The sequence below is a fragment of the Vicinamibacterales bacterium genome (genome assembly GCA_036504215.1).
In the GTDB taxonomy this organism is placed as follows: Bacteria; Acidobacteriota; Vicinamibacteria; order Vicinamibacterales; family Fen-181; genus FEN-299.
In genome coordinates this window covers 1-26,106 of the sequence record DASXVO010000016.1, presented here as the reverse complement: position 1 = coordinate 26,106, position 26,106 = coordinate 1, and the positions used below count along the sequence as shown (strand labels likewise).

At 66.8% G+C, this 26,106-nt stretch carries 19 protein-coding genes; 10 read left to right on the top strand and 9 right to left on the bottom strand.

Going from position 1 to position 26,106, the window contains the following annotated elements:
- Positions 1-41: 41 nt before the first annotated feature.
- Positions 42-3,464 (bottom strand): S41 family peptidase, encoded by a 3,423-nt coding sequence (locus tag VGK32_02820; GenBank protein HEY3380670.1) that lies wholly within the window; start codon positions 3,462-3,464, stop codon positions 42-44.
- Positions 3,465-3,660: 196 nt separating this feature from the next.
- Between VGK32_02820 and VGK32_02815 the strand changes: the two genes are divergently transcribed.
- Genes VGK32_02815 through VGK32_02800 form a run of 4 tightly spaced genes read left to right on the top strand, consistent with a single transcriptional unit; the run spans position 3,661 to position 9,706 of the window.
- Positions 3,661-5,010 (top strand): Gfo/Idh/MocA family oxidoreductase, encoded by a 1,350-nt coding sequence (locus VGK32_02815; protein HEY3380669.1) that lies wholly within the window; start codon positions 3,661-3,663, stop codon positions 5,008-5,010.
- A complete protein-coding gene (locus VGK32_02810) occupies positions 5,007-7,418 on the top strand; it encodes a hypothetical protein (protein ID HEY3380668.1) in 2,412 nt (803 codons plus the stop codon). Before VGK32_02815 ends, VGK32_02810 begins: the two co-directional genes overlap by 4 nt.
- Positions 7,415-8,275: an FAD:protein FMN transferase gene (locus tag VGK32_02805; protein HEY3380667.1), complete on the top strand. Its 861-nt coding sequence runs from the start codon at positions 7,415-7,417 to the stop codon at positions 8,273-8,275. The genes VGK32_02810 and VGK32_02805 overlap by 4 nt, the downstream gene beginning before the upstream one ends.
- A gap of 15 nt (positions 8,276-8,290) precedes the next feature.
- Positions 8,291-9,706, top strand: coding sequence for a Gfo/Idh/MocA family oxidoreductase (locus VGK32_02800; GenBank protein HEY3380666.1), 1,416 nt, complete (start codon positions 8,291-8,293; stop codon positions 9,704-9,706).
- Positions 9,707-9,773: 67 nt separating this feature from the next.
- Here VGK32_02800 and VGK32_02795 read toward each other — a convergent pair whose 3' ends face one another.
- Both VGK32_02795 and VGK32_02790 read right to left on the bottom strand, forming a co-directional pair.
- Positions 9,774-10,958 (bottom strand): MFS transporter, encoded by a 1,185-nt coding sequence (locus VGK32_02795; protein HEY3380665.1) that lies wholly within the window; start codon positions 10,956-10,958, stop codon positions 9,774-9,776.
- Positions 10,959-10,970: 12 nt separating this feature from the next.
- Complete coding sequence (locus VGK32_02790; protein ID HEY3380664.1) at positions 10,971-11,837, bottom strand: sugar phosphate isomerase/epimerase; 867 nt, start codon at positions 11,835-11,837, stop codon at positions 10,971-10,973.
- Positions 11,838-12,002: 165 nt separating this feature from the next.
- On the opposite strand from VGK32_02790, the gene VGK32_02785 reads away from it, so the two are divergent.
- From VGK32_02785 to VGK32_02760, 6 genes are read left to right on the top strand one after another with little or no spacing between them, the layout of a single operon-like run.
- The gene (locus VGK32_02785; GenBank protein HEY3380663.1) at positions 12,003-13,325 is read left to right on the top strand and encodes a Gfo/Idh/MocA family oxidoreductase; all 1,323 of its coding nucleotides are present in this window, start codon (positions 12,003-12,005) and stop codon (positions 13,323-13,325) included.
- A gap of 14 nt (positions 13,326-13,339) precedes the next feature.
- Positions 13,340-15,340, top strand: a complete 2,001-nt coding sequence (locus VGK32_02780; protein ID HEY3380662.1) for a HEAT repeat domain-containing protein — start codon at positions 13,340-13,342, stop codon at positions 15,338-15,340.
- 7 nt (positions 15,341-15,347) lie between these two features.
- Positions 15,348-16,523, top strand: a complete 1,176-nt coding sequence (locus tag VGK32_02775) for a Gfo/Idh/MocA family oxidoreductase (GenBank protein HEY3380661.1) — start codon at positions 15,348-15,350, stop codon at positions 16,521-16,523.
- 35 nt (positions 16,524-16,558) lie between these two features.
- A complete protein-coding gene (locus tag VGK32_02770) occupies positions 16,559-17,548 on the top strand; it encodes a sugar phosphate isomerase/epimerase (protein ID HEY3380660.1) in 990 nt (329 codons plus the stop codon).
- A gap of 8 nt (positions 17,549-17,556) precedes the next feature.
- Positions 17,557-18,231 carry a hypothetical protein gene (locus tag VGK32_02765; protein HEY3380659.1) on the top strand — a complete coding sequence of 225 codons (675 nt, stop codon included), beginning with the start codon at positions 17,557-17,559 and terminating at the stop codon, positions 18,229-18,231.
- Positions 18,228-19,790 (top strand): flippase activity-associated protein Agl23, encoded by a 1,563-nt coding sequence (locus VGK32_02760; protein ID HEY3380658.1) that lies wholly within the window; start codon positions 18,228-18,230, stop codon positions 19,788-19,790. The genes VGK32_02765 and VGK32_02760 overlap by 4 nt, the downstream gene beginning before the upstream one ends.
- Here VGK32_02760 and VGK32_02755 read toward each other — a convergent pair.
- The 6 genes from VGK32_02755 to VGK32_02730 form a co-directional block, all read right to left on the bottom strand.
- On the bottom strand, positions 19,780-20,598 hold the full coding sequence (locus tag VGK32_02755) for a ThuA domain-containing protein (protein HEY3380657.1): 819 nt from the start codon (positions 20,596-20,598) through the stop codon (positions 19,780-19,782). The genes VGK32_02760 and VGK32_02755 overlap by 11 nt on opposite strands.
- 83 nt (positions 20,599-20,681) lie before the next feature.
- On the bottom strand, positions 20,682-21,455 hold the full coding sequence (locus VGK32_02750; GenBank protein ID HEY3380656.1) for a DUF1080 domain-containing protein: 774 nt from the start codon (positions 21,453-21,455) through the stop codon (positions 20,682-20,684).
- 117 nt (positions 21,456-21,572) lie between these two features.
- Positions 21,573-22,337, bottom strand: coding sequence for a glycosyltransferase (locus tag VGK32_02745; GenBank protein ID HEY3380655.1), 765 nt, complete (start codon positions 22,335-22,337; stop codon positions 21,573-21,575).
- Between the two features lie 13 nt (positions 22,338-22,350).
- Positions 22,351-23,175 carry an OmpA family protein gene (locus VGK32_02740; protein ID HEY3380654.1) on the bottom strand — a complete coding sequence of 275 codons (825 nt, stop codon included), beginning with the start codon at positions 23,173-23,175 and terminating at the stop codon, positions 22,351-22,353.
- Positions 23,176-23,345: 170 nt separating this feature from the next.
- Complete coding sequence (locus VGK32_02735) at positions 23,346-24,815, bottom strand: methyltransferase (protein HEY3380653.1); 1,470 nt, start codon at positions 24,813-24,815, stop codon at positions 23,346-23,348.
- A gap of 40 nt (positions 24,816-24,855) precedes the next feature.
- A partial coding sequence (locus VGK32_02730) for a radical SAM protein (protein HEY3380652.1) occupies positions 24,856-26,106 on the bottom strand: 1,251 nt, incomplete at its 5' end.

Here is a 26,106-nt window from a genome sequence, read left to right as displayed (position 1 = left end):
CGGAGGGTGGGCGCAGAGGCGCGGCCCCTGCGCCCGCCGGACTACAGTCCTTTCTTCCTGCCCGCAGCGATCTCCGCCCTGAGCACGTCGACGGCTTTCTCGATCTGGGCGTCGCGGCCCTTCACGAGGTCTTCCGGCGTATTGTCCACGTAGATGTCGGGCTTCACGCCGAAGTTCTCCATGTTGGCACCGCTCGCCGTCCATACGCCGGAGCCAGGCGTGCGAATCGCCGAGCCGTCGGCCAGCGTGAAGGATCCGGTCCCAATCACCGCGCCCATCGTCGGCACGCCAATCGTCTTGCCGAGCTTCAGGTCCTTGAAGCCCTGCGGGAACATCTCGGCATCCGACGCCGAGCGTTCGTTCTGCATGACCACCATCGGGCCGTAGAACGTCTCGAGCGGCCGCGGCACGTCCGCTCCGGCGTCACGGCCGCGCGTGTACTGATACTTCTGGCCCACCAGGATCGACAGCAGCTCCTGGTCGATGCCACCGCCGCCGTTGAAGCGCTGGTCGATGATGAGCGCCTTCTTCGTGCGGTTCACCGCGAGATCGAGCGTGAACTGCCGCAGTGACGGGGCGTCCATCGCCCGGATATGGAGATAGCCGATTTCGCCGTTGCCCAGCTTCTCGACGAGGGCGCCTCGATCGGCCACCCACTTCGAATACTGGGCATTGGCGTACGCCTGGCCCGACATCGGCTCGATCGTGACGTCCCAGGCGCCATCCTTCGCCGCCTTGCCGTTCAGCAGGAAGTGGAACTTCCGGCCCGCGGCGAGCGTGAGGAACTGCCAGTAGTCCTCGGTGGTCTTGAGCTCGTGGTCGTCGATCGCGATGATGAAGTCGCCCTCGTGGATCCTGACGAAGTCCTTGTCGGCGGGACCGTCCTTCCAGATGTGCCCCACCCTGTAGAAGCCGGACGCGTCGGCCTCGAGTTCGAAGCCGGGATAGCGGGTCTGCGGCTGGAGCCGCTCGCCGTCACGGGGCGCGCCGGCGCTCACGCCGGTGTGCGAGGCGTTCAACTCGCCGATCATCTGCATCATTACCGCGTGCAGCTCTTCCTGGTCGACGAGGTTGTCGAGGAGCGCGCCGTAAATGGCCTTCGCCGCGTTCCAGTCGGCGCCGTGCATGTGCGCGTCGTAGAACCGGGTCTTCATCACGCGCCAGCCCTCGGTGAAGGTTTCGTGGCGAAGCGCATTGCGATCGATCTCGGTGTTGATGGTGAACGTCACCTGGCGGGCCGTGGCATTCGCCGATGTCTCAGCGGCGCCCGCCGCCGGGGGCGGGGTGGCGCCACGGCCACCGCGGCCGCCGGCCGTCGGGGCGGTTCCTGCCGCGGGTCCAGCGCTGCTTGCGCCGGCCACCGGTGCAGCGTAGATGCTGCGCCCCGACCGGAAGTAGAGCGTACGACCGTCGGGCGAGAACACCATGCCGCCTGCCGTGGCACCGCGCCCACCACCAGTGCCGCGTCCGGCGCCGTCCACGGCAGAGGAGGGCGGTGCAGCCGGCACGCGTGCTGGAACGCTGCCATCCGCCACGTTCAGCGTATAGATGGTGGGCGTCGCGGGCGCGGCACCGGTGCTGGGGGCCGCCATCGTCGTGAAGGCGATGACGCTTCCAGACCTCGCCGCCGTGAGGCCGCCGATCATCTCGCCGGAAACCTCCACGCGCCGGGCGCGCGTGAGGAGGCCCTCCCACTCGATCTTCACCTCGACAGGCGCCGGCTGCACGCCACCTGCTGCACCTCCGCGACTGCCGCGAGCCGCGGTCTCGGCCGCCACGGCCTGCTCCTCGCTGTCGATGTCCTTGCTCAGCGGATCCTTGTCCTGCGCGCGCAGGGCCAATACCCAGAGCTGCATCTGGGTCGTCGCACGCCCGCCGGTGGAGGCCACGCCGCCGCCCGTGCCGGCCGACGTCGTGAAGACGAGGTACCTGCCGTCTGCGGTCCACGCGGCGCCGGTTTCGCTGAACGCCTGCGCATCGGTGGCGACGTGCCTCTCCTCACCGCCCGTGATCGGCGCCAGGTACACATGGCCTCGCATCGTCTGATCCTGTTTGACGAACGTCACCCACTTGCCGTCGGGTGAGATGGAGGGCGCGCGTGGCGCGGCCAGCGTGCTCGACGTCACGACGGTTGTCTTGGCATCGGTCAGCGAGTGGAGATAGAGCTTCTTGTCGGTGGAGCCGTAGAGCACGGCTTTCGAATCCGGCGTCCACAGGATCGGTCCCTTGTCGGTGTCGAGGTCGGTGATCTTCTTGAGATTCCGGCCGTTGGCGTCGACGACGTAGACCTCCTGGCGGCCCGATCGGTCGGAGACGAACGCGATCGTCCTGCCATCGGGCGACCACTGGGGCGACTCATTGCGCGACGCGCCCTTGTCGTTGGCCAGCACGGTGATGTCGCCGCGATCGGTGGCAATCGTGAAGATCTGGTTTCGGGTCGAGATGACGGCGCGTTTGCCCGAAGGCGACAGGTCGAAGCTGTCGGCCTCGTTGGTGACCGTCACGTACTCGACCTGGTTCTCCTTCTCCTCGGTCGTGATGTCCACCTTGACCTCGGTGGCCTTGCCGGTCGCGACGTCGAGTTTCCAAAGGCCGAAATCGCCCTCGTAGACGATCACCTTTCCGTCGCTCGACATGGACGGGAAGAACACGTTGCCGCTGGTGTGCTTGGTCACCTGCACCGGCTGGCCGGCGCCAGATGCCGCGATCTTGTAGATGTTGTTGCGGCTCTGCCGCACCTCGGGCGTGCCGGGTTTGATCGCCTTCTCATTGGGCAGTGGGTCGCCGACGAAGTAGATCTCGTCTTTCGGCCCCCACATCGGCCAGTAGCGGTTGTAGCTCTCGCCGGCAAGGACCTGGCGGTACGTCCTGGCCTGCAGGTCCGCCACCCAGATGTCGGCCGCGTACGACCCGCGATAGTGCTTGCGCGACCAGGTGGCCGGGTGACGGTTGAAGACGAGGGACTTGCCGTCGGGCGAGAACGAGCCCCACCAGCCCCAGTCCACCGGCAGCGGGGCTGCAGGGCCTCCGCCCACTGCTACCTTGTAGAGCGTGGCTGTGTTGGGGAACGCGCCGTCGCCGTGCGACGCCCGGAATACCACGAACTTCGAGTCGCGCGTCCACGCGAGCACCTCGTCGTTGCCTGTGTGGAACGTGAGGCGCCGTGCAGATCCCCCGGCGGCCGGCGCCACGAAGACGTCGTAGTTGCCGAACCTGTTCGACGAGAACGCGATCCACTGTCCGTCGGGAGAGAAGCGAGGGTTGATGTCGCGCCCCGCGTTGTCGGTGATGCGCGTTGGGTTCGAGCCGTCTTCGGTCACCACCCAGATGTCGCCCAGGTAGCTGAACGCGATCTTCCCCGCATGGTAATCGGGGGTCCTGGCCAGCCGAACCGGCGCCGCGTCCCCAAAGGCCGCGATCGACAACGACGCTGCCAGCACGAAGCAACACGTCTTCCTGTTCATGATGATTTCCTCGCGGTCTTCCGGGGGACAGGTCCGGGCGCATGCTACGCCCGGACCGCGGGCATGTAAAGGGGCCGCTGGAGGTTGTCGACCGTTAGCGGCGTTGCGAAGGCCGACGCTCCGCGCTAAAGTGTCCCCACTTGGCAGGTGAAGCGCGAGACGGTCGGCAGCGGCCCACGGTGAGTGATGGACGATCATGGACCCGAACGGCAGCGGCAGGACAATCGACCGACGTGACTTCCTGAAGGTCACGGCAGCAGGACTGGCGCTGGGCACGGGCGCGGCGGCCGCGGGCGCCGGCGGCACCAACGACCTGCGGGTCGCCCTCGTCGGGGCGGGCAACCAGGGCATGGTGCTGCTCGAGTCGTGTCAGAAGATTCCCAACGTCCGCATCACCGCGCTGTGCGATATCTGGAAGGAATACCGGCAGAAATACGTCTCGGGTCGCCTGCGGATCTACGGTCACGTCCACACCGCCTACGTCGACATCCAGGAGATGCTGGACAAGGAGAAGGGCAGGCTGGACGCGGCAATCATCGCGACCCCTGATTTCTGGCACGCCGATCACACGATCGCCTGCCTGAAGGCCGGGTTGCACGTCTACTGTGAGAAGGAGATGTCGAACACGCTGGAGGATGCCCGGCGCATCGTGCGCGCGGCGAGAGAATCGGGCAAGCTCGTCCAGGTCGGACACCAGCGCCGCAGCAATCCGCGATACCGGTTCAGCTATCAGAAACTGCTCCGCGAGGCGTCGCTCCTCGGCAGGATCACCACGGTCAACGGCCAGTGGAACCGGTCCCGGCAGGACCTCGTGACCATGCCGGCGAAATACGCGATCCCGCCCGCCACGCTCGAGAAGTATGGCTTCCGCTCGATGGAGCAGTTCCTGAACTGGCGCTGGTATCGAGGCCTGGGCGGCGGCCCGATCGTGGACCTCGGGTCGCACCAGATCGACATCTTCAACTGGTTTCTCGGCGCCCGTCCACGGAGCGTAATGGCGAGTGGCGGCACCGACTACTACGGCGCGGACACGCACGAGTGGTACGACACCGTCATGGCGGTGTACGAGTACCCGACCTCGACGGGCACGGTCCGCGCGTTCTACCAGACCGGAACCACGAACGGCTTCGGCGGCTACTTCGAGCTGTTCATGGGAGACCAGGGTTCGCTGGAGATCTCCGAATCTGGCGCCAGGGCCAAGGTGTACCGCGACGTGGCGAACGCGCCCGACTGGGGTTCACTGGTGAAGCGCGGCCTTCTGGCGGCGCCGAAAGACGAGCCGAAGCCGCAGCCGCAGACGCTGGCGGTGCTCGACGTGAGGGAGACGGCGCCTCCGCCGAGCTACGCCATTCCCGTCCAGTCGCAGAAGCTCTATCATCAGCCGCACCTGGAGAACTTCTTCGACGCCGTCCGCGGCCGGGCTCAACTGACCTGTCCGGCCGACACGGGATACGAGACGGCAGTCACGGTGCTGAAGGTCAACGAGGCGGTCGAACTCCGGCGCCCGGTGATCTTCGACCCCGGGGACTTCGAGGTCCGAACTTGAGCCGGAATGCGGCATCCGGCATCGGGCGGTGGGCACGCGACGCCGGGTTCACGATGGCCCTCCTGCTCCTCGCGGGCCCGGTCCAGACGCGGCCCGCATCGACACCGTCGCCGCAGCGCGCGCTCCCGCTGAGGGGCGACCAGAGCGACGGCAGCCGCGCACGCCCCGTGCACCGCATCCAGCTGCGCGACGCAGACGGCGAGGTGATTCGGCCCTCCGACCGGCCGCTGCTGCCATTCTCCACGGTTCGAACCTGCGCGTCCGACTGCCACGATGTGGCGACCATCAGCCGCGGCTGGCACTTCAAGACGGCCACTCCTGGACCGATGCCAGGCCGGCGCGGCGAGCCGTGGATCCTGGCGGATCCTGAGACAGGAACCCAGCTGCCGTTGTCGTACCACGGGTGGCCGGGCACATACGGTCCGGACGAAATCGGCATCACGCCGTGGGCGTTCGCCAGGCTGTTCGGGGCGCGCACGCCGGGCGGCATCACCGGAGAGCGCGAGCCGAATCCGCCGTTGATGGCGCGATGGGCGGTATCGGGCGACCTCGAGCCCAACTGCCTCGCCTGTCACGACGCGTCGCCGGCGTACGATCACGCCGAGTACGGCCGTCAACTCTCGCTCGAGAACTTCCGGTGGGCGACCACGGCCGCGAGCGGCATGGCACAGGTGACGGGTGCCGCGAAGGAGATGCCAAACACCTTCGACTACCTGCTGCCATTCGTCGAGGACGCGTTGCTACTCAGGCGGCCCGCCGTTGTCTACGCGCCGGAGCGCTTCCTCCCTGGCGCCACGGTCGTCTTCGACATCGTCCGGGAGGTGCCCGCCCGGCGATGCTACTTCTGTCACTCGAACGCCGACACGGAACAGACGGGGCAGGGACGGTGGAACGCGGACGAGGACATTCACCTCTCGCGCGGCATGTCGTGTGTCGATTGTCACCGAAACGGCCTCGACCACGGGATGACACGTGGGTACGAAGGGGAGTCTTCAGCCAGCAGGCCAGGCGCCGCGGTTGCGTCGTGCCGGGGTTGTCACCTGGCGGGCGAAGGCGATCGGGTGTTCGCGCGCGGACGGCTGGGAGCTCCATATCCACGGCACGCGGGTCTTCCGCCCATTCACCTGACGAAGCTCTCGTGTACCGCGTGCCACTCGGGGCCGGCGCCCGGCGCCACGGCACGTCGGCTCAAGACCAGCCAGTCGCATCGCCTCGGCGGGCTGAACGTCAACAAGTCCGGCGACGTCCTGCCTCACCTGTACTATCCGGTGTTCGCTCGGCCCGACGATGGCGTGATGACGCCGAACCGGCTGTTGTGGCCCGCTTTCTGGGGGCGCATGGCGAACGGCACGGTGCGTCCGATTCTGCCCGACCGCGTCAAGAACGTGATGTCGAGGGCTCGCGTGAAGCTGAGTCTCTCGCCCGACGGGAGTTGGCCAAACCTCGACAACCAGACCGTCGTGGCGATTCTCGGCCTCCTGCGCGACGAGCCGAGGGCAGAGGGCACACCGGTGTATGTGGCGGGCGGCAGGCTGCACCGTTTGGACGGATCGGGGCGAATGGCGTCGGATGCCCACCCATCGGCGCAACCCTATCTGTGGCAGATGGCCCACGACGTCCGACCGGCTGGCCTGGCTCTCGGCGCAAGAGGCTGTACGGACTGTCATGACGCGAACGCGCCGGTCTTCTACAGTCGGGTGCCAGTGGATTCCCCATTGGCGTCCGAACGCGGCGAATCGTGGACGATGAACCGGTTCCAGCAGGGCCTGGACACAGGCTACGTCGCCGACTTCGCTCGCACGTTCCGCTACCGTCCGTGGCTCGAGGGCTCCGTCACGGCTGGCGCGACAGTCCTGGTGCTGCTCCTGCTGACGTACGTGATGCGGGCCATCGGTCGCGTCTCGGCAGCGACCGAACGAGGACCACTCGGGCGGGTCGCAATCAATCTGGTTGGCCTGAGTGCGTGCGTGGCGAGTGTGGCCAGTGGATGGCCCGCGCTGCTGTCAGGGCGTGCGCTCACCGGATACCGGCTGATGATTCACGTCGCGTCGGCGCCGGTCTTCATTGCCGGGGCCGTGCTGATCACGCTGTTCTGGGCCGAGCGGAATCGCCTCGGCCGCGCGGATGTCAACCGCGTGCGCTGGCCCCTCGGCGCGGCAACATCGCGGGCGGCAAACCCCTACGTCGTGGTGTGCCGGAAGCTGTGCTTCTGGCTGGCGGTGAGCGCCGCCATTCCCGCGGCGGTGTCGGCCACGCTGGCGATGTTCCCGATGCTGGCGTCGGTCCGGCAGGGCGGCCTGTTTTTCGTCCACCGGTATGCGGTCTGGCCGCTGATCGGATGCTCAGGCCTGTTCACGTGTTGTGCCCTGGTGGCGTGGATGCGCGGACACCACGAGATCCGGGGATGATCGCGCTCCAGCACGCGGCCATGGCGACGCGGTTCGAGATCCGGTCGGCGCATCCGGACGAGCGCTACGCGCGGCAGGCTGCGAGGGCCGCCTTCGAGACGGTCGATCGCCTGGAGCAACAGCTGAGCCGGTTCGTCGAGAACAGTGACATCGCGCGGATCAACCATCTGTCGTCCGGGGAATCGACGGTCGTCGGCTACGAAACGATGCAGTGCCTGCGGCTGGCGGATCTCATCTACGCTGACACGCGCGGAGCATTCGACGTGTCGGTCGGCACAGGCTTCGAGAGCCTGGAGTTGGTGCCGGACGAATTTCTCGTGCGGGCGCGGGCCGATGGTGTGCGCCTCGATCTGGGTGCCATCGGCAAGGGCTACGCGGTGGATCGGATGGCGGAGATTCTGGAAGACTGGGAGGTCACCCAGGTCCTCGTGGATGCCGGCTACAGTTCGGTCCTGGCGCTGGACCCGCCGTCCGGACTCGGGGGGTGGCCGCTGACCCTCAGCCGTCCTGCGACGCCGACCGTGATTCTCGCGCGACTCGAGGCCAGACAGCAGGCGCTCGGCGCGTCGGGGCTCCAGAAGGGCGAGCACATCTGGAATGCGCGTGATCGGGCGCCGGTGCGATCGAGGCCTGCCGCCTGGGTCTCCGCGCCGCGCAGCGTCCTTGGGGACATCTGCCGCGTGGCGGGCGTCGAGGCGTCGGCTGCAGCCGTGGCGGATGCGCTCTCAACCGCGTTCATGGTGAACGCCTTCGATGAAATCGAACGCTGCTGTCGTCAGTACTCAGGGCTCGAAGCCTGGATCCTCGAGGGCGAGGTGAGACACTTCCCGACCCCTGAGAGTCGGACAACAACCTGAACCCGAGGAACGGACATGGACGATCAGAACACGCTCGCGAACGGGATCTCGCGTCGCAGGTTCGTGGGAGGCATGGCGGCCGCCGCCGGATTCATGATCGTGCCGCGCCACGTGCTGGGCGGGCCCGGGTACCAGGCGCCGAGCGACCGCGTGAACATCGCGACGGTCGGGTACGTCCACGGCATGGGGACGGCCAACACCAAGGCGTGTGCCGCGGAGAACGTCGTCGCGCTCTGTGACGTGGACGACAGCGACGCGGCACGCGTCCGGGCTGCTCGTACGAAGGTGTTCGAGGAGTTTCCGAACGCCACCAGGTACCGCGACTACCGCGTGATGCTGGAGAAGCAGAAGGACATCGACGGGATCATCGTCGCCACTCCCGACCACAGCCACGCCGTCATCGCGATCGCCGCCATGCAGTTGGGCAAGCACGTCTACGTCCAGAAACCACTGACGCGGACCGTGTCGGAAGCGCGGGCGCTGACCGAGGCCGCGCGTCGGTACAAGGTCGTCACCCAGATGGGGAACCAGGGGCACTCGGGCGAGGGCGTGCGGCTCATCGAGGAATGGATTGCCGATGGCGCGATTGGCAAGGTCCGCGAGGTGCACTGTTGGACGAATCGACCGATCTGGCCGCAGGGCATGCCAAGGCCGACCGACACACCGGCGGTGCCCGACGGTCTCGATTGGGACCTTTGGCTCGGACCGGCGCCGCTTCGGGCATACCACAAGGCCTATCACCCGTTCAGTTGGCGCTCGTGGCTGGACTTCGGGTGCGGCGCCCTCGGCGACATGGCGTGTCACGTCATGGATGCCGCCTACACCGCGTTGAAACTCGGATATCCGACCAGCGTGACCGCGTTTCTTGCCTACCAGGTCATCGAGGTCCCGCGCGAGGGCGGCGGGACGTCGAACGTGAGGCTGCAGTACAAGGACAGCTATCCTCCGGCGACGATCGTCCACTACACCTTCCCGGACCGCGGCAAGAAGTACCCTGCCGTGAAGCTTCACTGGTACGACGGAGGCCTGCTTCCCGAACGTCCGGAGGAACTGGAACCGGATCGTACGTTGCCCGAGAGCGGGACGATCTTCGTTGGCGACAAGGGGAAGCTGATGTGCGAGACGTACTCGGGCAGCCCGCGGTTGATTCCCGAGCGGCGCATGCAGGCCTACAAGCGCCCGCGCAAGTCGATCGCGCGAGTAGTCGGCAGCCACGAGCAGAACTGGATTGACGCGATCAAGGGCAAGACGAAGGCCGTCTCGGATTTCAACTACGCCGGTCCGTTCACCGAGGCCGTGCTGCTCGGCAATCTCGGTGTCGCGTTCCCCGGAGTCAAGCTCGTGTGGGACGGTCCCAGGATGACGGTCACGAACCACCCGGAAGCGAACGACTTGGTCCAGCACCACTACCGCAGCGGCTGGACGTTCTAGGCGATCCCGGCCACACCCGCGGGGGTGGCCGGGGGACCTGTCGAGATCGGGAGCCAGGAGCCGGACTTCAGGAGGCAGACTCCGATCTCGACCTGAGGAACAGCGAGATCACGAACAGCGCCGCCGCCATCGCCAGCACGATGAGGAGGCTCTGTTGGATCGTCGCGCCGACGCTCAGGCTCCCGATGATCTGCGGCACGAACGTGCCACCGAGGAGCCCGACGGCGAAGATGATCCCGAAAATGCTGCCGTAGAGTTTCGGTTCGAACTTGGCGAACGTCACGCCGACTATCGTCGGGAAGATCGGCGCGAAGACCAGGCCCGTCACAACCACGGCCACGACGGCCAGCGCCGGGATCTCTGTGAGAATCATCGTGAGGATGGCTCCCATCGCCACCAGGGCCATCGCCGCGATCAGTCTGACGCCGATGGTCGTCAGGTTCTTCACCATCGATGTCAGGAAGCGACCGACCATCATGGCCACGCCAAACAGGCTCAGGATCAGCCCGGCCCTGGACACGGCCCCAGGATTCGCGGCCCCGCCGAACAACTCCGTCATGTACGGCTTGCTCCACGTGGCCATGCTGATCTCGAGCGAGATGTAGCAGAACAGTGCGAGCGCGGCGACGAGCACCGCCCGTTTGCCGAGCAACTTGAACGCCATCGAGAACTCGTAGCCGGTGGACACGCGCGGGAACGTCGAGCCGACGGCGGCCACCAGGAAGACGAGGAACAGCCCGCCGAGCAGGTAGACGCCGGTCCTGTAGCCGAGCCCCGCCCCGGCCATCAGCGAGAACAGCAACGGCGTGATGACGTAGCCGAGGCCGAAGAACGCGTTGCCGAAGTTGCTGGCGCGCGCCGGGTCCTTGCCGTCGAAGAGCACCACGGGGATGAGCGTGTTGCCCACGGTGTTCAGACACATGGCGCCGATGCCCAGCAGGATGCACGCGACGAACGCCGTGGCGACGTTCGGCGCCAGCCCGATCAGGAACATGCTCAGGCTCGCGACCAGGAACCCGACGATCGCCAGCGGCTTGTGCCCGAACCGGTCCACCAGCGGGCCGGTGATGAGCTGCACGACCACGCTCGTGAGGAACAGCGCGAGAACCAGGTTGCCGATCTCCGCGTTCGTCACACCGAGATCCCTCTTCAGTTCCTCGGAGATCGCTCCAATGATGATGAAGGAGATGCCGAGACCGAACACGGCCATCAACGCGAGAACGGACGTCCTACGGGCTACCGTCGCTTCCATTGGCTCCTCCATCTACCCGATCAGCGCCTTCAGGCCCGCGAGCGATTCCCGGGTACACTGCATCGGCGTCTTGCCGTCCGGGTACGTTTCCTGCTCCACGACAACCCACTCCGTTCCGCCAACCGACGAGCACGCCGCGTAGACGGCTTTCCAGTCCACCGAGTCCTGTCCGAGGATGGCTCTCTTTCCGGCGTCGTCCTGCCGGATGGTCGGTTTGAAGTGGGTCGTCTTCGTGCGTCCGGGGTACTTCCGGACGTAGGCCACTGGGTCGAAGCCGGCCGCCCACGTCCACCCGCAATCCTGCTGGAGGATGACGTCCTGGCTCGTGCGCTCGGCGAAGAGGTCCCAGTAGGTCTTGGCGCCGTCCTTCTGGAACTCGGCCTTGTGGTTGTGGAAACCGCAGGCCATGCCGAGCGGCTTCAACGTGGCCGCCAACAGATTGAACGTTTCGGCGAGGGCCTTGCTCTTCTCGGGGTCCGTGAAGGCCGGATTGCTTGGCACGATCAGGAAACGGCAACCGATTGCTTGGTGAAAGTCGATCGTCCGCTTCAGCGCGTCGTTCTGCAGCGTGTCGAGGCCGATGTGCGTGCCCGCCACCTTCAGCCCGAGGGACTGGAGCCTCGCCTTCAACTCGCGCGCCCTGTCCGCGTAGCCGAAGTAGCCGGCGAACTCCACGCCCTCGAAGCCCATGGCCGCGACCTGCTCGAGCGCGCCGTCGAAGTCCTGCTGGCAGTCACGGCGGACCGAGTAGAGCTGAAGGGCAATCGGGAGCCTGCCGGCCTCCGCAGCCGTCGACGCGTTCGCCAGTCCCCAGGCCAGCGGCACGGCGCCGGCCATTCCAAGAAACGATCGGCGTGTCAGATCGCGGCTTCGGTTCATGGTCGTCGCTCCTCGGGTTGCCGGTGCGCCAGGCACATTCCTATTCGCCCGGCCAACGCCTGTTGTAGAATCGCGCGCATTATAGGACAGCTTCCACGCCCGACACAGGAAGTTGCATCCCTGGCGGCATGTTCGACCGCGGCAGATGTCCCTGGAAAGGATGCGATGAACAAGCACTCTTCGTGTTCCCGCCGGGAATTCCTGAAGCAGGCACCCGTGGCAATCGCCGGTGCCGCGGCATTTCCGACGATCGTCGAGGCGTCAGTGCTGGGCCGCCACGGAGTCACTCCGCCCAGCGACCGCATCGTCATGGCCGGCATCGGGTTCGGCATGCAGGGGCCGTCCAACATGCGCTCGTTTCTCGGCAAGAACGAGGTCCAATGGGTGGCGGTCTGCGACCTCGACGACGGCCCGCTGCGAAAGGCGCAGGAGACCGTCAACACCGCGTACGGCACGGCTGACTGCGCGGTCTACAAGGACTACCGGAAGCTGTACGCGCGCGGCGACCTCGACGCGGTGTCGATCGCCGTTCCCGACCACTGGCACGCAATCCTGTCGATCGAGGCGCTCAGGGCCGGCCTGCACGTGTTCGGCGAGAAGCCGTTCACGCACAGCCTGCGCGAAGGACGCGCGCTTTGCGACGCGGTCGAACGGTACGGCCGCGTGTGGCAGACGGGCAGTTGGCAGCGGTCGGTCGAGAACTTCCACCGCGCGTGCGAACTGGTCCGCAACGGGCGAATCGGCAGGGTTCAGCGAGTTGAGGTGGGGCTTCCGTCGGGCCACCACGACTTCGCCGGCACATTTGGGCAGGAGAAGCTCGAGAACCCTCCGTCCGGATTCGACTACGACACCTGGTTGGGTCCCGCTCCATGGTCGCCGTATTGCAGGGCGCGCGTGCACATGAACTGGCGCTGGAACATGGACTTCGGCGGTGGCCAGTTGATGGACTGGGTCGGCCACCACCTCGACATCGCGCACTGGGCGCTGGGTCTCGATCACACCGGGCCCGTCGAGGTCTCGGGCCGGGCCGAGTTCCCGACAACCGGCATCTACAACAGTCCGACCCGGTACTGGGTCGATACGCTCTACGCGGACGGGACACCGATCATCCTGGCTGGCGGCTACCCGGAAATCCAGAGCGGGACGAAGTGGATTGGCGAGCGCGGTTGGGTGTGGGTGGACCGGGGCGGATTCGAGAGCCAGCCTGCGCACCTGGTCAACGAGGTCATCGGACCGAACGAGACTCGGTTGTACCACAGCCGCGATCACCAGCAGAACTTCCTCGACTGCATCAGGAGCGGCGCGCTGACCATCGCGCCCGCCGAGGTCGCGCACCGGTCCGCGAGCGTCGGACACCTGGGCGTGATCGCGATCGAAACGGGCAGGAAGATCAAATGGGACCCTGCCACCGAGACGCTGATTGGCGACGCCGGCGCGGAGCGGCTGCTGTCGCGATCCTACCGGAAGCCGTACCAGGTTCCCGCGTGATCCGAGGTGCAACGATGACACATCACCCCTTGCCCCCGGCACGCGCATCCAAGGCCTGCGGCGTGCTCCTCATCGCGATCGGCCTTCTGCTGGGAGCCGATCGCGCTTTGTGGGCGCAGGCGTCTGTGGCCGCCGAGTCTCTCGACGCGATCCTTCGGGAGGTGTCCTCCTACCAGGGAAGCATCGAGTCGGCCGCGCTGTGGAAGCTCCGCGACTACGTCCACGCCCGGATGAACGATCCCGCAGGGCGCGCGGAATGCGAAGTAAGACTGCTCGCGTTTCTCAAGACGCCGGCGACGCCGGTCGCCAGGATGGCCGCCTGCCGTCACCTGCGACTGATCGCCGGCGACAGCGCCGTGCCTGCGCTGCAGGCGTTGCTGAAGGACGAGCGATCCGTGGACATGGCGCTCTACGTGCTGCGGCAGATCCCAGGCAGCGTGGCTGGCCGTGCGCTCGTGCAGGCGCTGACGACGTCGACAGGCCCGGCGAGGCTTGCCGTCATCTCGACAATCGGAGTACGGCGGGACGCGGACGCGGTCCCCGCGCTTGCTCCGCTGCTCGCGCAGGCCGAGTTCGCCCGGGCGACTGTCTTTGCGCTGGGCGCCATCGGCGGAGACGCGGCCGCGCAGGCGCTCACGGCTGCATTCGCGATCGCACGTCCGGATCTCAAGCCGGTGTTTGCATCGGCCGTGATGACGTGCGCGGAGTCCTTTGCGGCGGCGAAGAACGACGCGGCCGCCCTGCGGCTGTACGACACGCTCTGGGCTGACGCGTCGCTGCCTGGTCCACTGCGTCGAGCCATCGCCATCGGCAGGATTTCGACCAGCGGGCCGCGTGGAGCAGCGGTCCTCATGGACCTGCTCAGTGGATCCGATCCCGGCCTCCAGGAAGCGGCCATCACGAAGATCAGGGACGTGGTGGCGCCCGACACGATCCAGCCAATCTGTTCGCTCCTGCCTCGCCTTCCGGAGCCGTTGCAGCTTCGGTTGCTGAGCGTGCTGGCCGCCTACCCGAGAGAACGGGTGCTCCCGACGGTCCTTCTCGCCGCGCGAAGCGATTCGACAATGGTCCGAATCGCCTCGACCAACGCGCTGGCTGCGGCGGGCGACGCCACAGTCGTGCGATTCCTGTTGGACAAGTCCGCGAAGGCCCGCGGCCCCGAACAGGGGGCGGCCCGTTCCGCGCTCGGAAGGCTGACCGGCCGTGCCGTCGACGAAGAGATCCTCTCGTTGCTCGGGACGAAGCCGACCGAAGATGTCGAGAGGGCACTGCTGTTGGCGGCGGCCGACCGGCAGATGTTCGTCGCCGAGCGCGTCGTGGTCGCCGCGCTCGGCTCGCCGTCGACCGGGGTGAGGGTGCAGGCGCTCAGATCCTTGCGCGTGATCGGTACGCCGTCTGACGTTCCTGCGGTGCTCGAAATGCTGCTCCGAGCCGACGATGGCCGCGAGTTGTCGGAAGCGGAAACGACGGTTGGCGTCCTCGCGCGGAAGATGGCGAACGCCAACGACCAGTCGAGGGCGGTGACGACCCGCCTGGCGGCGGAGAAGGATCCCAAGGCCAAGGGGCGACTCATTGCCGTGCTCCCGTTGATTGGTCAGGCCAGCGCGTTGCCGGTGGTGAGAGGGGCGCTCGGCGACGCCGATCCGGAGGTGTATGACGCCGCGGTGCGTGCGCTGACGGCGTGGCCGACGGGCGCCGCGCGCGACGACATCTTCCGCCTGGCGCGGGACTCCCGGAACGAGACCCACCGCCTGCTGGCTATCCATGGCCTGGTCCGTACCGTCGGACTGGACAATTACCGGGATCCTGAGGCGGCTGTCGCTGACCTGAGATCGGCTGCGGGTTTTGCGTGGCGGCCGGAGGAGCAGAAGCTCGTGCTCGGGGCGCTGACGCAGTTTCCCTGCGGGGAGGCGCTGGACCTTGCTGCGAGCTTCCTGCGCGAACCGTCGGTGAAGGCCGAGGCTGAGGCCGCCATCGAGAAGATCAGGACACGCATGAAGAAGAACGAGTCGTGAGGCGATCATGACCATTGAAGGACGGGCAGCGGCAGCCACTGGCGGCAGGATTCGGTACGGCATGGTGGGCGGCGGGCGGGGCGCCTTCATCGGCAGCGTGCACCGGCAGGCCATCGCGTTCGACGGTCTGGCCGACCTCGCCGCGGGTTGCTTCTCCGCAGACTACGAGAATACGCTCGAGACGGGCGGGTCGTTGGGCCTGGCGCCGGATCGGCTGTACAAGAACTACCGCACGATGATCCGCGCGGAGGCGAAGCGAGTGGACGGGATCGATTTCCTGGTCATCGTGACGCCCAACTATCTGCACGCTCCGATTGCGAAGCTCGCCCTCGAGCACGGCATCCACGTGGTGTGCGACAAGCCGCTCGCCACCTCGAGTGCCGACGCTCGGGCGCTCGGCGTTTTGGCGAAGCGGGCGAAGCTGCTGTTCGGGGTCACCTACACCTACACGGGATATCCCATCGTTCGGCACATGCGCGAGATGGTCGCGCAAGGCGAACTCGGCGACATTCGCTTCGTGGCCGCGGAGTATCCGCAGGAGTGGCTGGCGACGCCGCTCGAGCGCACTGGCCAGAAGCAGGCGGCTTGGAGAGCCAACCCGCGTCGGAGTGGGATCTCCAACTGCGTGGGTGACATCGGCAGCCACATCGAGAACATGGTCACGCACATCACCGGACTCGAAATCCGCACGCTGCTCGCACGCCTCGACCGCTTCGTCGCCGGCCGCGCACTGGACGACAACGCATCCATCCTGGTGGAGTACAAGGGCGGCGCGAAGGGACTCTACTGGGCGTCCCAGGTGGCCATCGGCAGGGACAATGGTCTTCGCGTGCGGATCTACGGGACCAAGGGGTCGCTCGAGTGGTCGCAGGAGAATCCGAACTATTGCGAGGTGGCGTACCTGGGGAAGCCCACCGTGCGGCTGTCGCGCGGCCGCGACACCCTGCATCCCGCCGCGCAGCGGATGTCGCGGGTTCCGGCGGGCCATCCCGAAGGTTACTTCGAGGCATTCGCCAACATCTACCTCGCGTTCGTGAGCGCGCTGATCAAGAAGAACGCCGGCCAGCCGCTGGCGCCTGAAGACCTGGATTTCCCGGGTGTGGACGAGGGCATCCGCGGCGTGAGATTCATCGAAGCATGCGTCGCCAGCTCGCGAAAGGGCGCCGCCTGGGTCAGGTTCTGAACCGCCGGCCTCGGTGGAGGCCCTGGGAGCACAGCATGAGCAGACCCGTCACCTTGTTCACCGGCCAGTGGGCCGACCTGCCGTTCGAGGAGATCTGCCGCAAGGCCTCGGCGTGGGGCTACGACGGCCTGGAGATCGCCTGCTGGGGAGACCACATGGACGTCCGCAAGGCCGCGACCGATCCGGCCTATGCGAGGGAGAAGCGCAGGCTTCTCGAGAGGCACAAGCTCGGGTGCTGGGCGCTCGGCGCGCACCTGGCGGGGCAGTGCGTCGGCGATCGCTACGACGAGCGGTTGATGGCGTTCGCACCGGCCGACACGAGAGGGAAGCCCGAGGCGCTTCGTCGGTGGGCGTCCGAGGAGATGGTGGCCACTGCGCGCGCGGCCGAGGCGATGGGGTGCCACGTGGTGACGGGGTTCATGGGATCGCCGATCTGGCACGCCTGGTACGCGTTCCCGCCGACGACCGAAGAGATGGTGGAGGCGGCGTTCGAGGAGATTCACGGACTCTGGACGCCGCTGCTCGACGAGTTCGATCGGCGTGCCGTGCGGTTCGCCCTCGAGGTCCACCCGACGGAGATTGCATTCGACTTCTACACCGCCGAACGCCTCGTGCGGAAGTTCGACGACAGGCCCACGCTCGGATTCAACTTCGATCCGAGCCACCTCGTGTGGCAGGGGCTCGAGCCGCAGCTCTTCATCCGCGCGTTCGCGTCGAGGGTCTATCACGTACACATGAAGGATGTCGGCGTGACGCTCGACGGCCGGGCCGGCATCCTCGGCTCGCACCTGCCGTTCGGCGACCTGCGGCGCGGGTGGAACTTCCGGTCACTCGGCCACGGCGACGTCAACTTCGAAGAGATCATCCGCGAACTCAACGCCGCCGGCTACGCCGGGCCGCTGTCGGTCGAGTGGGAGGACAACGGCATGGACCGCGAGTTCGGCGCGCGCGAGTCGCTGGACTTCGTGCGCGGGATCAACTTCGCACCGTCCGACGTCGCCTTCGACAAGGACATGAAACGGTGAGGACAACGGTGAACAAGCACATCCTGGCGTTCGCGGCGCTCTTCGGTCTCCTGCTCGTGCCGCTCGCTGCCCGGCAGGCGGCACCCGACAAGGAAGAGCTGAAGCTGCAGCTGCCCAAACCGATGTTCATCGGGACGCCGACGAACATCAAGAGCGCGAACCTCGAGGTGGTGACCGGCAAGCCGCGGGAGCCCTTCTACGTGCCGAAAGGGACGAAGCTCCTCTCGCTCAACCGGCCCGTGAAGTCGAGCGACATGCAGCCGGTCATCGGCGAGCTCAGCATGGTGACCGACGGCGAGAAGGACGGCGGCGACGGCTATTTCGTCGAGCTGGGGCCGGGCAAGCAGTGGATTCAGATCGACCTCGGCGCGTCCTGCGCGCTCCACGCCATCCTGGCCTGGCACTACCACAGCCAGGCACGTGTCTATCGGGATGTCGTCGTCCAGGTGTCCGACGACAAGGACTTCCTCAAGGGCGTGACCACGGTCTTCAACAACGACCATGACAACACGTCCGGTCTCGGCGTCGGCCGCAACAAGGAGTACATCGAGACGAGCGAGGGCCGCCTCTTCGATCCGAAGGGGGCCAGGGGCCGGTACGTCCGGTTCTACTCGAGCGGCAACACGACGAACGACTTGAACCACTACGTCGAGGTGGAGGTGTACGGCACGCCGCTCTCATGAGCAGGCTTCGATTCTGGGTCGTGCTGACGGCCGCGGTGGCCCTCGCGCTGGCGTTCCGCCTGGCCTGGCCGGACGCACGGCCGATGCACCATGACGAGGCCAACCAGGCCGTCAAGTTCGGCACGCTGCTCGAGACCGGCGAGTATCGGTACGACCGGAACGATCATCACGGCCCGTCGCTGTACTACCTCACGCTGCCAGTCGCATGGGCACGCGGCCAGACGACGCTGGCCTCGCTCGACGAGCGCACGCTCAGGCTCGTGCCGGCCCTCTTTGGCGCCGGAGTGATCCTGCTGCTGCCGCTCCTGGCCGCACCGCTCGGGCGCGGAAGTGTGGCAACGAGCGCCGTACTGGTCGCGGTCTCGCCCGTCCTGACCTACTACAGCCGCTACTACATCCAGGAATCGCTGTTGGCGTTCTTCGCGGTCGCGTTTCTGATCGCGGTTGGGCGCTGTGCGGAGCGAGGCCGTGCCGGATGGGCCGCGGCCGCGGGAGTCTTCGCCGGCCTGGCGTATGCGACCAAGGAGACCTCGGTCATCGTCTTCGCCACCGCGCTCGTATCGTGCGCGGTGGCGCGGGCCGCGACTGCTGGAACGGGTGCGGCAATCGGAACAGCCGGCGTCACACCGGGGAAGCGCCTCGCGCACTTCGCACTGGGATGCGCGGCGGCGCTAGCGATCGCTCTCGTGTTGTACTCGTCGCTGCTTCGACATCCCGCCGGGCTCCTCGAATCCATTCGAGCGTTCTCCATCTACGCGGATCGCGGGCTTGGCGCGGGATCGCACGCCGAGCCGTCGGACTATTACCTGCGTCTGCTTTGGTTCGCAGCGTCGGGGGGCCTGGTCTGGACCGAGGCGCTGGTCCTGCTTCTCGCGATCGCCGGCTCCATCTTCGCGTTCAGAAACGACGTGCACGGACGGTTCTGGCCTCGGTACATCTGCCTGTACTCGTGGATCACCGCGCTCGCGTTCTCCGCGATTCCCTACAAGACGCCGTGGAACGTCTTGCCCTTCTATGTCGGTCTCGTCGCGATGGCCGGATACGGCGCAACCGCCATCCTCGGGACCGTACAAACACGGGGCCTGCGGAGCCTCATCATCGTGGTGTTCCTGGCCGCCACCTGCCATCTGGCGCTCCAGGACTGGCACGCCAACTTCCGGTATCCGGCGGACCCGCGGAATCCGTACGCCTACGCCCAGACGAGCCCCGACTTCCTCCGCCTGGTGCAGCGGGTCACCGACCTGGCCGCTCTTCATCCCGAGCGGCAGCGGATGTTGATTGAGGTGATCGCTGGTCCCTACGAGCAGTGGCCGCTGCCCTGGTACCTGCGTGGCATGGCACGTGTCGGTTACTGGACGCGGGCGGCCGACGCGGAACCGCTCGCCGGCGCCCCGGTCATCGTGGCGTCACAGGCCCATGCCGCCGTGATCGACGCCGCCCTCGGGGAGCGGTACGTATCGGAGTTCTACGGCCTGCGGCCCGGCGTGCTGCTGACGGTCTACATCGAGCGATCGCTGTGGGATCGGTTTCTCGTGAAGCGGCAGGGGCTCACTTTCTGACCTCGAGACGATACGGGTTCGTGGGTTGCGGATCGTCGCCGGCGCCCGGCATCCGCGCAGCCCAGAGCAGCCCGCGCTTGACGATCTCGCGTGCCTCGGGCACGTTGAAGTCGGCTGCGGAATGTCCGAGCGTCGTGTTGAAGACTCGGCCCTGGCCATACAGCTTCTTCCAGACGACCGGCATCACGGCGCCGGTGATCCACGGCGCGGCCTCCGCGGCTTTCCCGCCGAACGTGGTCGTCGCGACAACCTCCACGTTCGGATCGACGAGCATGTAGTACTGCTCGGAGTGCATCCGGAAATCTGCCAGGCCTTTCACGATGGGGTCTTGGCGCTTCGTCACGTTGACGGCGAAGTCGACGATCCCGCCCGGATGAGCCGCCCACGCGCCGCCGATCATGAACTGGTAGTCGGGGTTGGCGCGGAAGGAATCCGCCAGTCCCCCGTGCCAGCCGGCGATGCCGACGCCGCCACGGACGGCATCGAGCAGGCCCTTCTGCTGTTCAGCCGCGAGCTGTCCCATCGTGACCGCCTGCACGATGAGTGCGAGGCCCTTCATCTTCGCCGCGTCACTGTACGAATCGAGCGAGTGCGAGATCTCGACGTCGAAGCCCTGTTCGGCCAGCCAGGGAGCGAAGAGGTCCACGCACTGCTTTGGTTCGTGGCCCTCCCATCCGCCCCATACGATGAGCACCTTCTTCTTTGGCAGGGGATTCTGCGCAGGTGCGGCGGCTCCCATTATGAGCAAGCCGGCGGCGAGCAGGGACACGACGATCGCCGAACGCCGCACGACGGAATGTGCCTTCATGGGTTGCTCCGCATCGACCCCAGACCCGCGATCCCGGATCCGCTGACCCCCAGTACTTACAGTCCTGGCCCCCGGATCCTGCCTTACCGCCCTCCGTCCAGTTCCCGTATCCAGATGTTCCGGTAGCGGACGGGGTGGCTGTGGTCCTGAAGCGAGATCGGCAGTCTGTCCGCGTGCGCCTTGTAGGGAGGACGCGCCTTGTGCGCCGTCGGGCCGGTCAGCTCTTCGTTGTCCTGGACGAGGATGCCGTTGTGCAAGACCGTCATGCGAGCCGGCGATTGCAGCGCGCCGCTGCCGTCGAAGCGCGGGGCGTGAAACACGATGTCGTAGGTCTGCCATTCGCCCGGCTTCCGGCTGGCATTGACGAGCGGTGGGTATTGCCCGTAGATGGCGGCCACCATGCCGTCCGCGTACGTTTTACTATCGTAGGAGTCGAGGACCTGGACCTCGTACGTGTCCATCAGGAATACGCCGCTGTTGCCCCGATCCTGCCCCGTGCCGATTGCTGCCGCGGGAGCGGCCCACTCCACGTGGAGTTGGCAATCGCCGAACCCACGCTTCGTGCGGATCGACCCCGACTTCTTGACGACCTCCATGTAGCCGTCGCGCACGAGCCAGGTGGCCGGTGTCCCGTTCGCCGTCGTCCACCCTGAGGTGTCGCGGCCGTCGAACAGGACGATCGCGTCCGCGGGCACGGGGCCAGGGCCGCCGGCGGGTCCCGGATCGACCACCGGGGGCATCGGGCGCGTTTCGTCGTGGACCGCCCACTTGCGAAGCTCGTCGAGCCGTCGGTTCGTCTGGGCAGACGCGGCTACGGCGAGAAGTCCAATCGCGGTCGCAGCCAGAATGGTCATCATGGTTCCTGTTCTCACGGCACCTCCACCTGCGGCAAGTCCGACACCTGTGTGCGGTCACCGATGGCAGGACGATTCTACGGCGAACCAGGGGGAAAGCGGAGGCGGTATTTGGCAGTATCAGGCGGCCCGGCCAGCGCGGCGGGCGCGCCAGATTGCCATCAGTTCGATCATCGACCGGACGCCGTCCGCCAGGCGAAGCTTCGATCGCGGGATGTCGTGCCAGGTCCGTAGCGTCAGTTCGTAGATGCGCGCCTGGCGGATGGGGCGTCCGTCCTCCGCCGGGGTGTTCAGATAGCGCGCGAGGAGCTCGACATCGAACGTCCACGTGCTCTTGAACGGTGTGGCGAACAGGCCGGCGACCGCGTCGGTGGCGCGAAATACCTTGGCGCCGCACTGGGTGTCGTAGACGGGAAGGTCGAGCGAGAGGGAGGCGGCCGTCGCGAACACGCGTCCGAGGTAGTGACGAAGCGTCGTTCGCGCGATGGTCCGCCCCATGAGCATCACGCGCGACCCCAGGACGATCTCGATGTCCGGGCGGGTTGCGGTCACCGCGAGAAAGTCGTCCACCGCGTCGAGCGGCGTGGCGAGGTCCGCGTCCCAGAAGCCCACCAGCGTCGGCCGCCGGGCAATCGCCTCGATCGTGCCGACCCGGACGGCCTCGGCCTTGCCGCGATTGGACTCGAGCCGGATCGCGGCGATCCGGTCTGGCGCGACACTCACGATGCGCTGCAGCGCCGCCCACGTCTCGTCGGTGCTCCCGTCGTCCACGAAGAGCAGGGAGACGTTCGGATGGCTCGCGCTGAAATCGAGAAACGCCGGCGCGCGCAGCCTGGCGGCTTCCTGGTAGCACGGCACGACGAGCACGAGAGTGGGCGGCTGCATCCTCAGGCGAAGGCTATTTCTTCACGATTTCGACGCGGCGGTTCTTCCCGCGGCCCTCTTCACTGCGATTGTCCGCTACAGGCTTCTCCTGCCCCCAGCCCACGGCACCGAGCCGGCCTGCCGCGATCCCGCCCTTGACGACGGCCGCCACCACGGACTTCGCGCGCTGTTCGCTCAGCGTCTTGTTGCCGGCCGCCGTGCCGACGTTGTCCGTGTGGCCTTCGACGCTGACCCTCAGCGCCGGGTTGTCCTTCAGCAGCGTGACGATCTGCGCGATCGTGGCCTGCGACTCCGGCTTGATGTCCGCCTTGCCGGTGTCGAAATTGATGTACAGCGCGATGAAGCCATTCTTGTTGAGCGCGTCGAGCATGTCGCTCGCCGCCACCTCCTGCGTCATCGCCTCCACTTCGATCACATCCACCGTGTAGTCCCGGCCCTCGTTGAACGCTTCGACGCGCAGCCAGACTTCCTTGCCGGCTTTCGTCACGACCCTGGCCGTCAGGTGGCGATCCTGATCGTAGAGCACCGTCCCGCCGAGGGTCTTGGCCGCGTTGCCGTAGTTGCGCCGGATCTGCAGTGGGCTCGGCATCTGGGTGCCCTCGACGAGGGAGTACGAGATCCCGGTCTTCCGGCCCTCGACCGTCTTCGAGCCTTCGGCGAGGTAGACCTCCTGTTCGTCGAAGGCCGTCTTGCACTCGTTGATGACGAAGTTCTTCATCCGCGAGAACATTGGATGGTCCTTGCAATTCGCCGCATCGGCCTGCTGTGCCGACGAGGTGGCTGTCAGGCCGACCAACAGGGCGCCCGCGAGTGCCACCACGAACCGAGTGTTCGCCATCGACCGTCTCCTGGGGGGCATAACGCGTTGTTTCGAGCCAACGTGCCGCGCGGAAGGCTCCGGGTGGTCGTCGTACCGCTGCCGCCGGCAGATGGTGACAGCGTATCATCGAACTGGCGCGGCGTGCGGCTTCGAGGCCGTCGCTCGCCATCGCGATCGAGACTCACCTGTCACGCAGAGGACGACAGCCTGATGAGGCCTTTCCGCACCAGGGAGACGAGGGCGTCCAGCACGGTTGCTTCGGACAGGGCAGCCCGGTCGGCGGCGGCGACGAGATCGGCGGTGGCCACGGGTTGGTCGAGGCACGTGAGAAGATCCCGCTCCACGAGGTCCAACGCGTGCTCCACCGGCATCGCCTGCCCGGCCAGGCGCGCTTGAACCGTGGGGGGCGTCTGGACGCCCAGGGCCCGGGCTTCCAGGAGGGCGATGGGGCCCGTGCGCTCGACCCGCCCCGTCCGCAGGCCGGTCCGCAGCTCGGAACTCCTGGAGAGGCGTTCGGCCAACCAGACTTCTTCCACTTCCGCTCCCGCATCGCGTTGAGGGGGCAGAGCGTCGTCGACCCTGCACCAGGGGGTCTTGCTCCACTGGAAGGCCAGGAGCACGGACCGGACCGAGCGGTAGCGTTGAACCTCGAGGTTGGCGGCCCATCGTCCCACCGAGTTCAGGATGGCCGTGTGATCGTCCCCGTCGGCGTGCCCGATGGCGTAGACCTTGGCGGAGTGGAGGCGCAGGCGCAGGATGTGGATGTCCATCGGAGCGCCGTCCAGCCATTCGCGAAGGCGACGCTCGAGCGGTTCCTCATCGCGCTCTCCGAGTTCCGTGACGATCTGGGCGATGCCTCCCTGGGCCAGATGCCGCGGAAGGCCTTCCACGATGCGTCGCTGAATCTCCTCGCCGCTGGGGCCCCCGTCCCGGAAGCCCACCTCCTGGGCGGGCGCCGGCACGAAGGGCGGGTTGGCCGTGATGAGATCGAACCGCCGGTCGCGCACCGCTTGATAGAGGTCGCCCTGGACGGCCTCGAGGTTCGACAGCCGCCAGGCCCTGGCATTGAAAGCCGTGCACCGGACGGCTCGTGGATTGACGTCCACGGCCGTGACGTGTTCGGCATGGGAAGCCGCCAGGAGCGCCTGGACTCCCGATCCACAGCAGAGGTCGAGGGCAGAGCCGACAGGCTTGCGCACCGTGGCCCGGGCCAGCCATCGGCTGTCGGTGCCCACATACATGACCTGATCGCTGGCGACGGTGGAGTAGCCGGCCTTCAGCAACTGCGGCCACGCATAGTCCGAGAAGATCAGGTTCTGGCCGACGGGATAGAGGGTGGCCTCGGCGTGCACCCGTGCGCCGTCTCGCGCCAGGATGCCGGCGTTGAACAGGGCTTCCTGTTCCGGCGGGCCGAACAGTCTGTCCAGCTCAGAAAACGGGATCTGGCCCTGGAGGAGGAACAGATCGATGGCGGAGGCCAGGAGATCCCGCTCCTGGATCTGCTCCTGACGGTAGATGGGAAGGGCCTTGGCCTGGAGGTCGTTGATGTCCTCCAGGCCGAGGCGGTCACGGACGGTCTGCTCCGCGAACCCGATGGCGGCGAGCCGTGCGAGGGCGGCGGCGCAGCAGGCAGGATCCGTGTCGAAGGCAAACGGCATCGTTGAACACTACCACGCGGGTCGCGCGAACGCCCCCACCTCACGCGTACTCCTCTGCCGAGTCCGCCGGGGGCCAGCACGTCGTCAGTGGCGCATCCGCTCGGGGTGACGCTTCGAATCCGTACTCCACCATCAGGCGATCCAGCGCCACGGACACGCGCTTCTCGACCAGCCGCTCTTCCCGGGACAGGTCTTCGAGGACCTCCCAGTGATCGATGATGTCCGCCAGATCACGCGACTCAATCATGCGTGCCGCAAGCCCCATGGTCTCCACGGCCGATTGGTTGCTCGCGCGGATCAGTTGGGACACCGCTTCGCGATAGGCCTTCGCGTCGTACGCACCCGCGAACAGTCTTTCGACGACGCCACAGTCGAACTTCGCGAATCTCAGGCGTTCGACCAGTCCCCGCTCGTCGAAGTTCCTGAAATTGAAGGTCTGGGCGTAGAACGCCTGCAGGAGGTCGAGGCGCGGGTCGAGGAACCGGTAGTCCGGGCAGGCGATCGAGCCTTCGAGCCTTCCTTCGGCCGCCAGTCGCCGCGCGATCGCGGTGCCCGCATAAGGTGACATCTTGCAGAAGTGGACCAGGGGGTCGCCGTACTGGCAGACCCCCTTCAGGAAGTCGATGTTCTGCCGCACCGACTCCATGGTGCTGTAGGGCTCGAACATCATGAAGCCGAACTCGAACGGCAGTCCCACGTCTCGCAGGAGCGCCAGCGCGGCGTCCACGTCGTCGGGCGCGTAGTGCTTGTTGAACGTCTCGAGCCCCCGCTCGCTCCCCGACTCGACACCAACGTACACTCCTGACAGTCCGGCTGCCTTCATCGCGCCCAGCAGCCGCGCGTCCAGGTCGTCCACGCGACACGAGACGCGCCAGACGATCTCGCCTGCCAACTTTCGGGCCTCGAGCGCCGCCAGGAACCCCTCGGCCCATTGACGATCGCGAGGGGCACGCGCGAAGAAATCGTCATCCTGGAAGATGAAGATCCTGACGCCGAACTCGCAAAAGAGCCTCTCCATCTCCTGCACGACGTTCTCGGGGGAGCGGGTGCGCCTTATGGCTCCCGGAGCTCGCCGGTAGAATTCGTGGATGCTGCAGAACGTGCAGTCGTAGTAACAGCCCCTGCTGGCCGCGAGCGAGCGGATGCCGACGCCGCGGTGCGTGGCTGCCTTCGGGTCTCGAAGCGGGAATGGGAGGAGGTCGAGGTCGGGAATCAGACGGCGGGGCGATGTGGCGCACACCTGGCCGTTCTTCCGGAACGCCAGGCCTTCGATCTCCGGCCACGTGGCCGG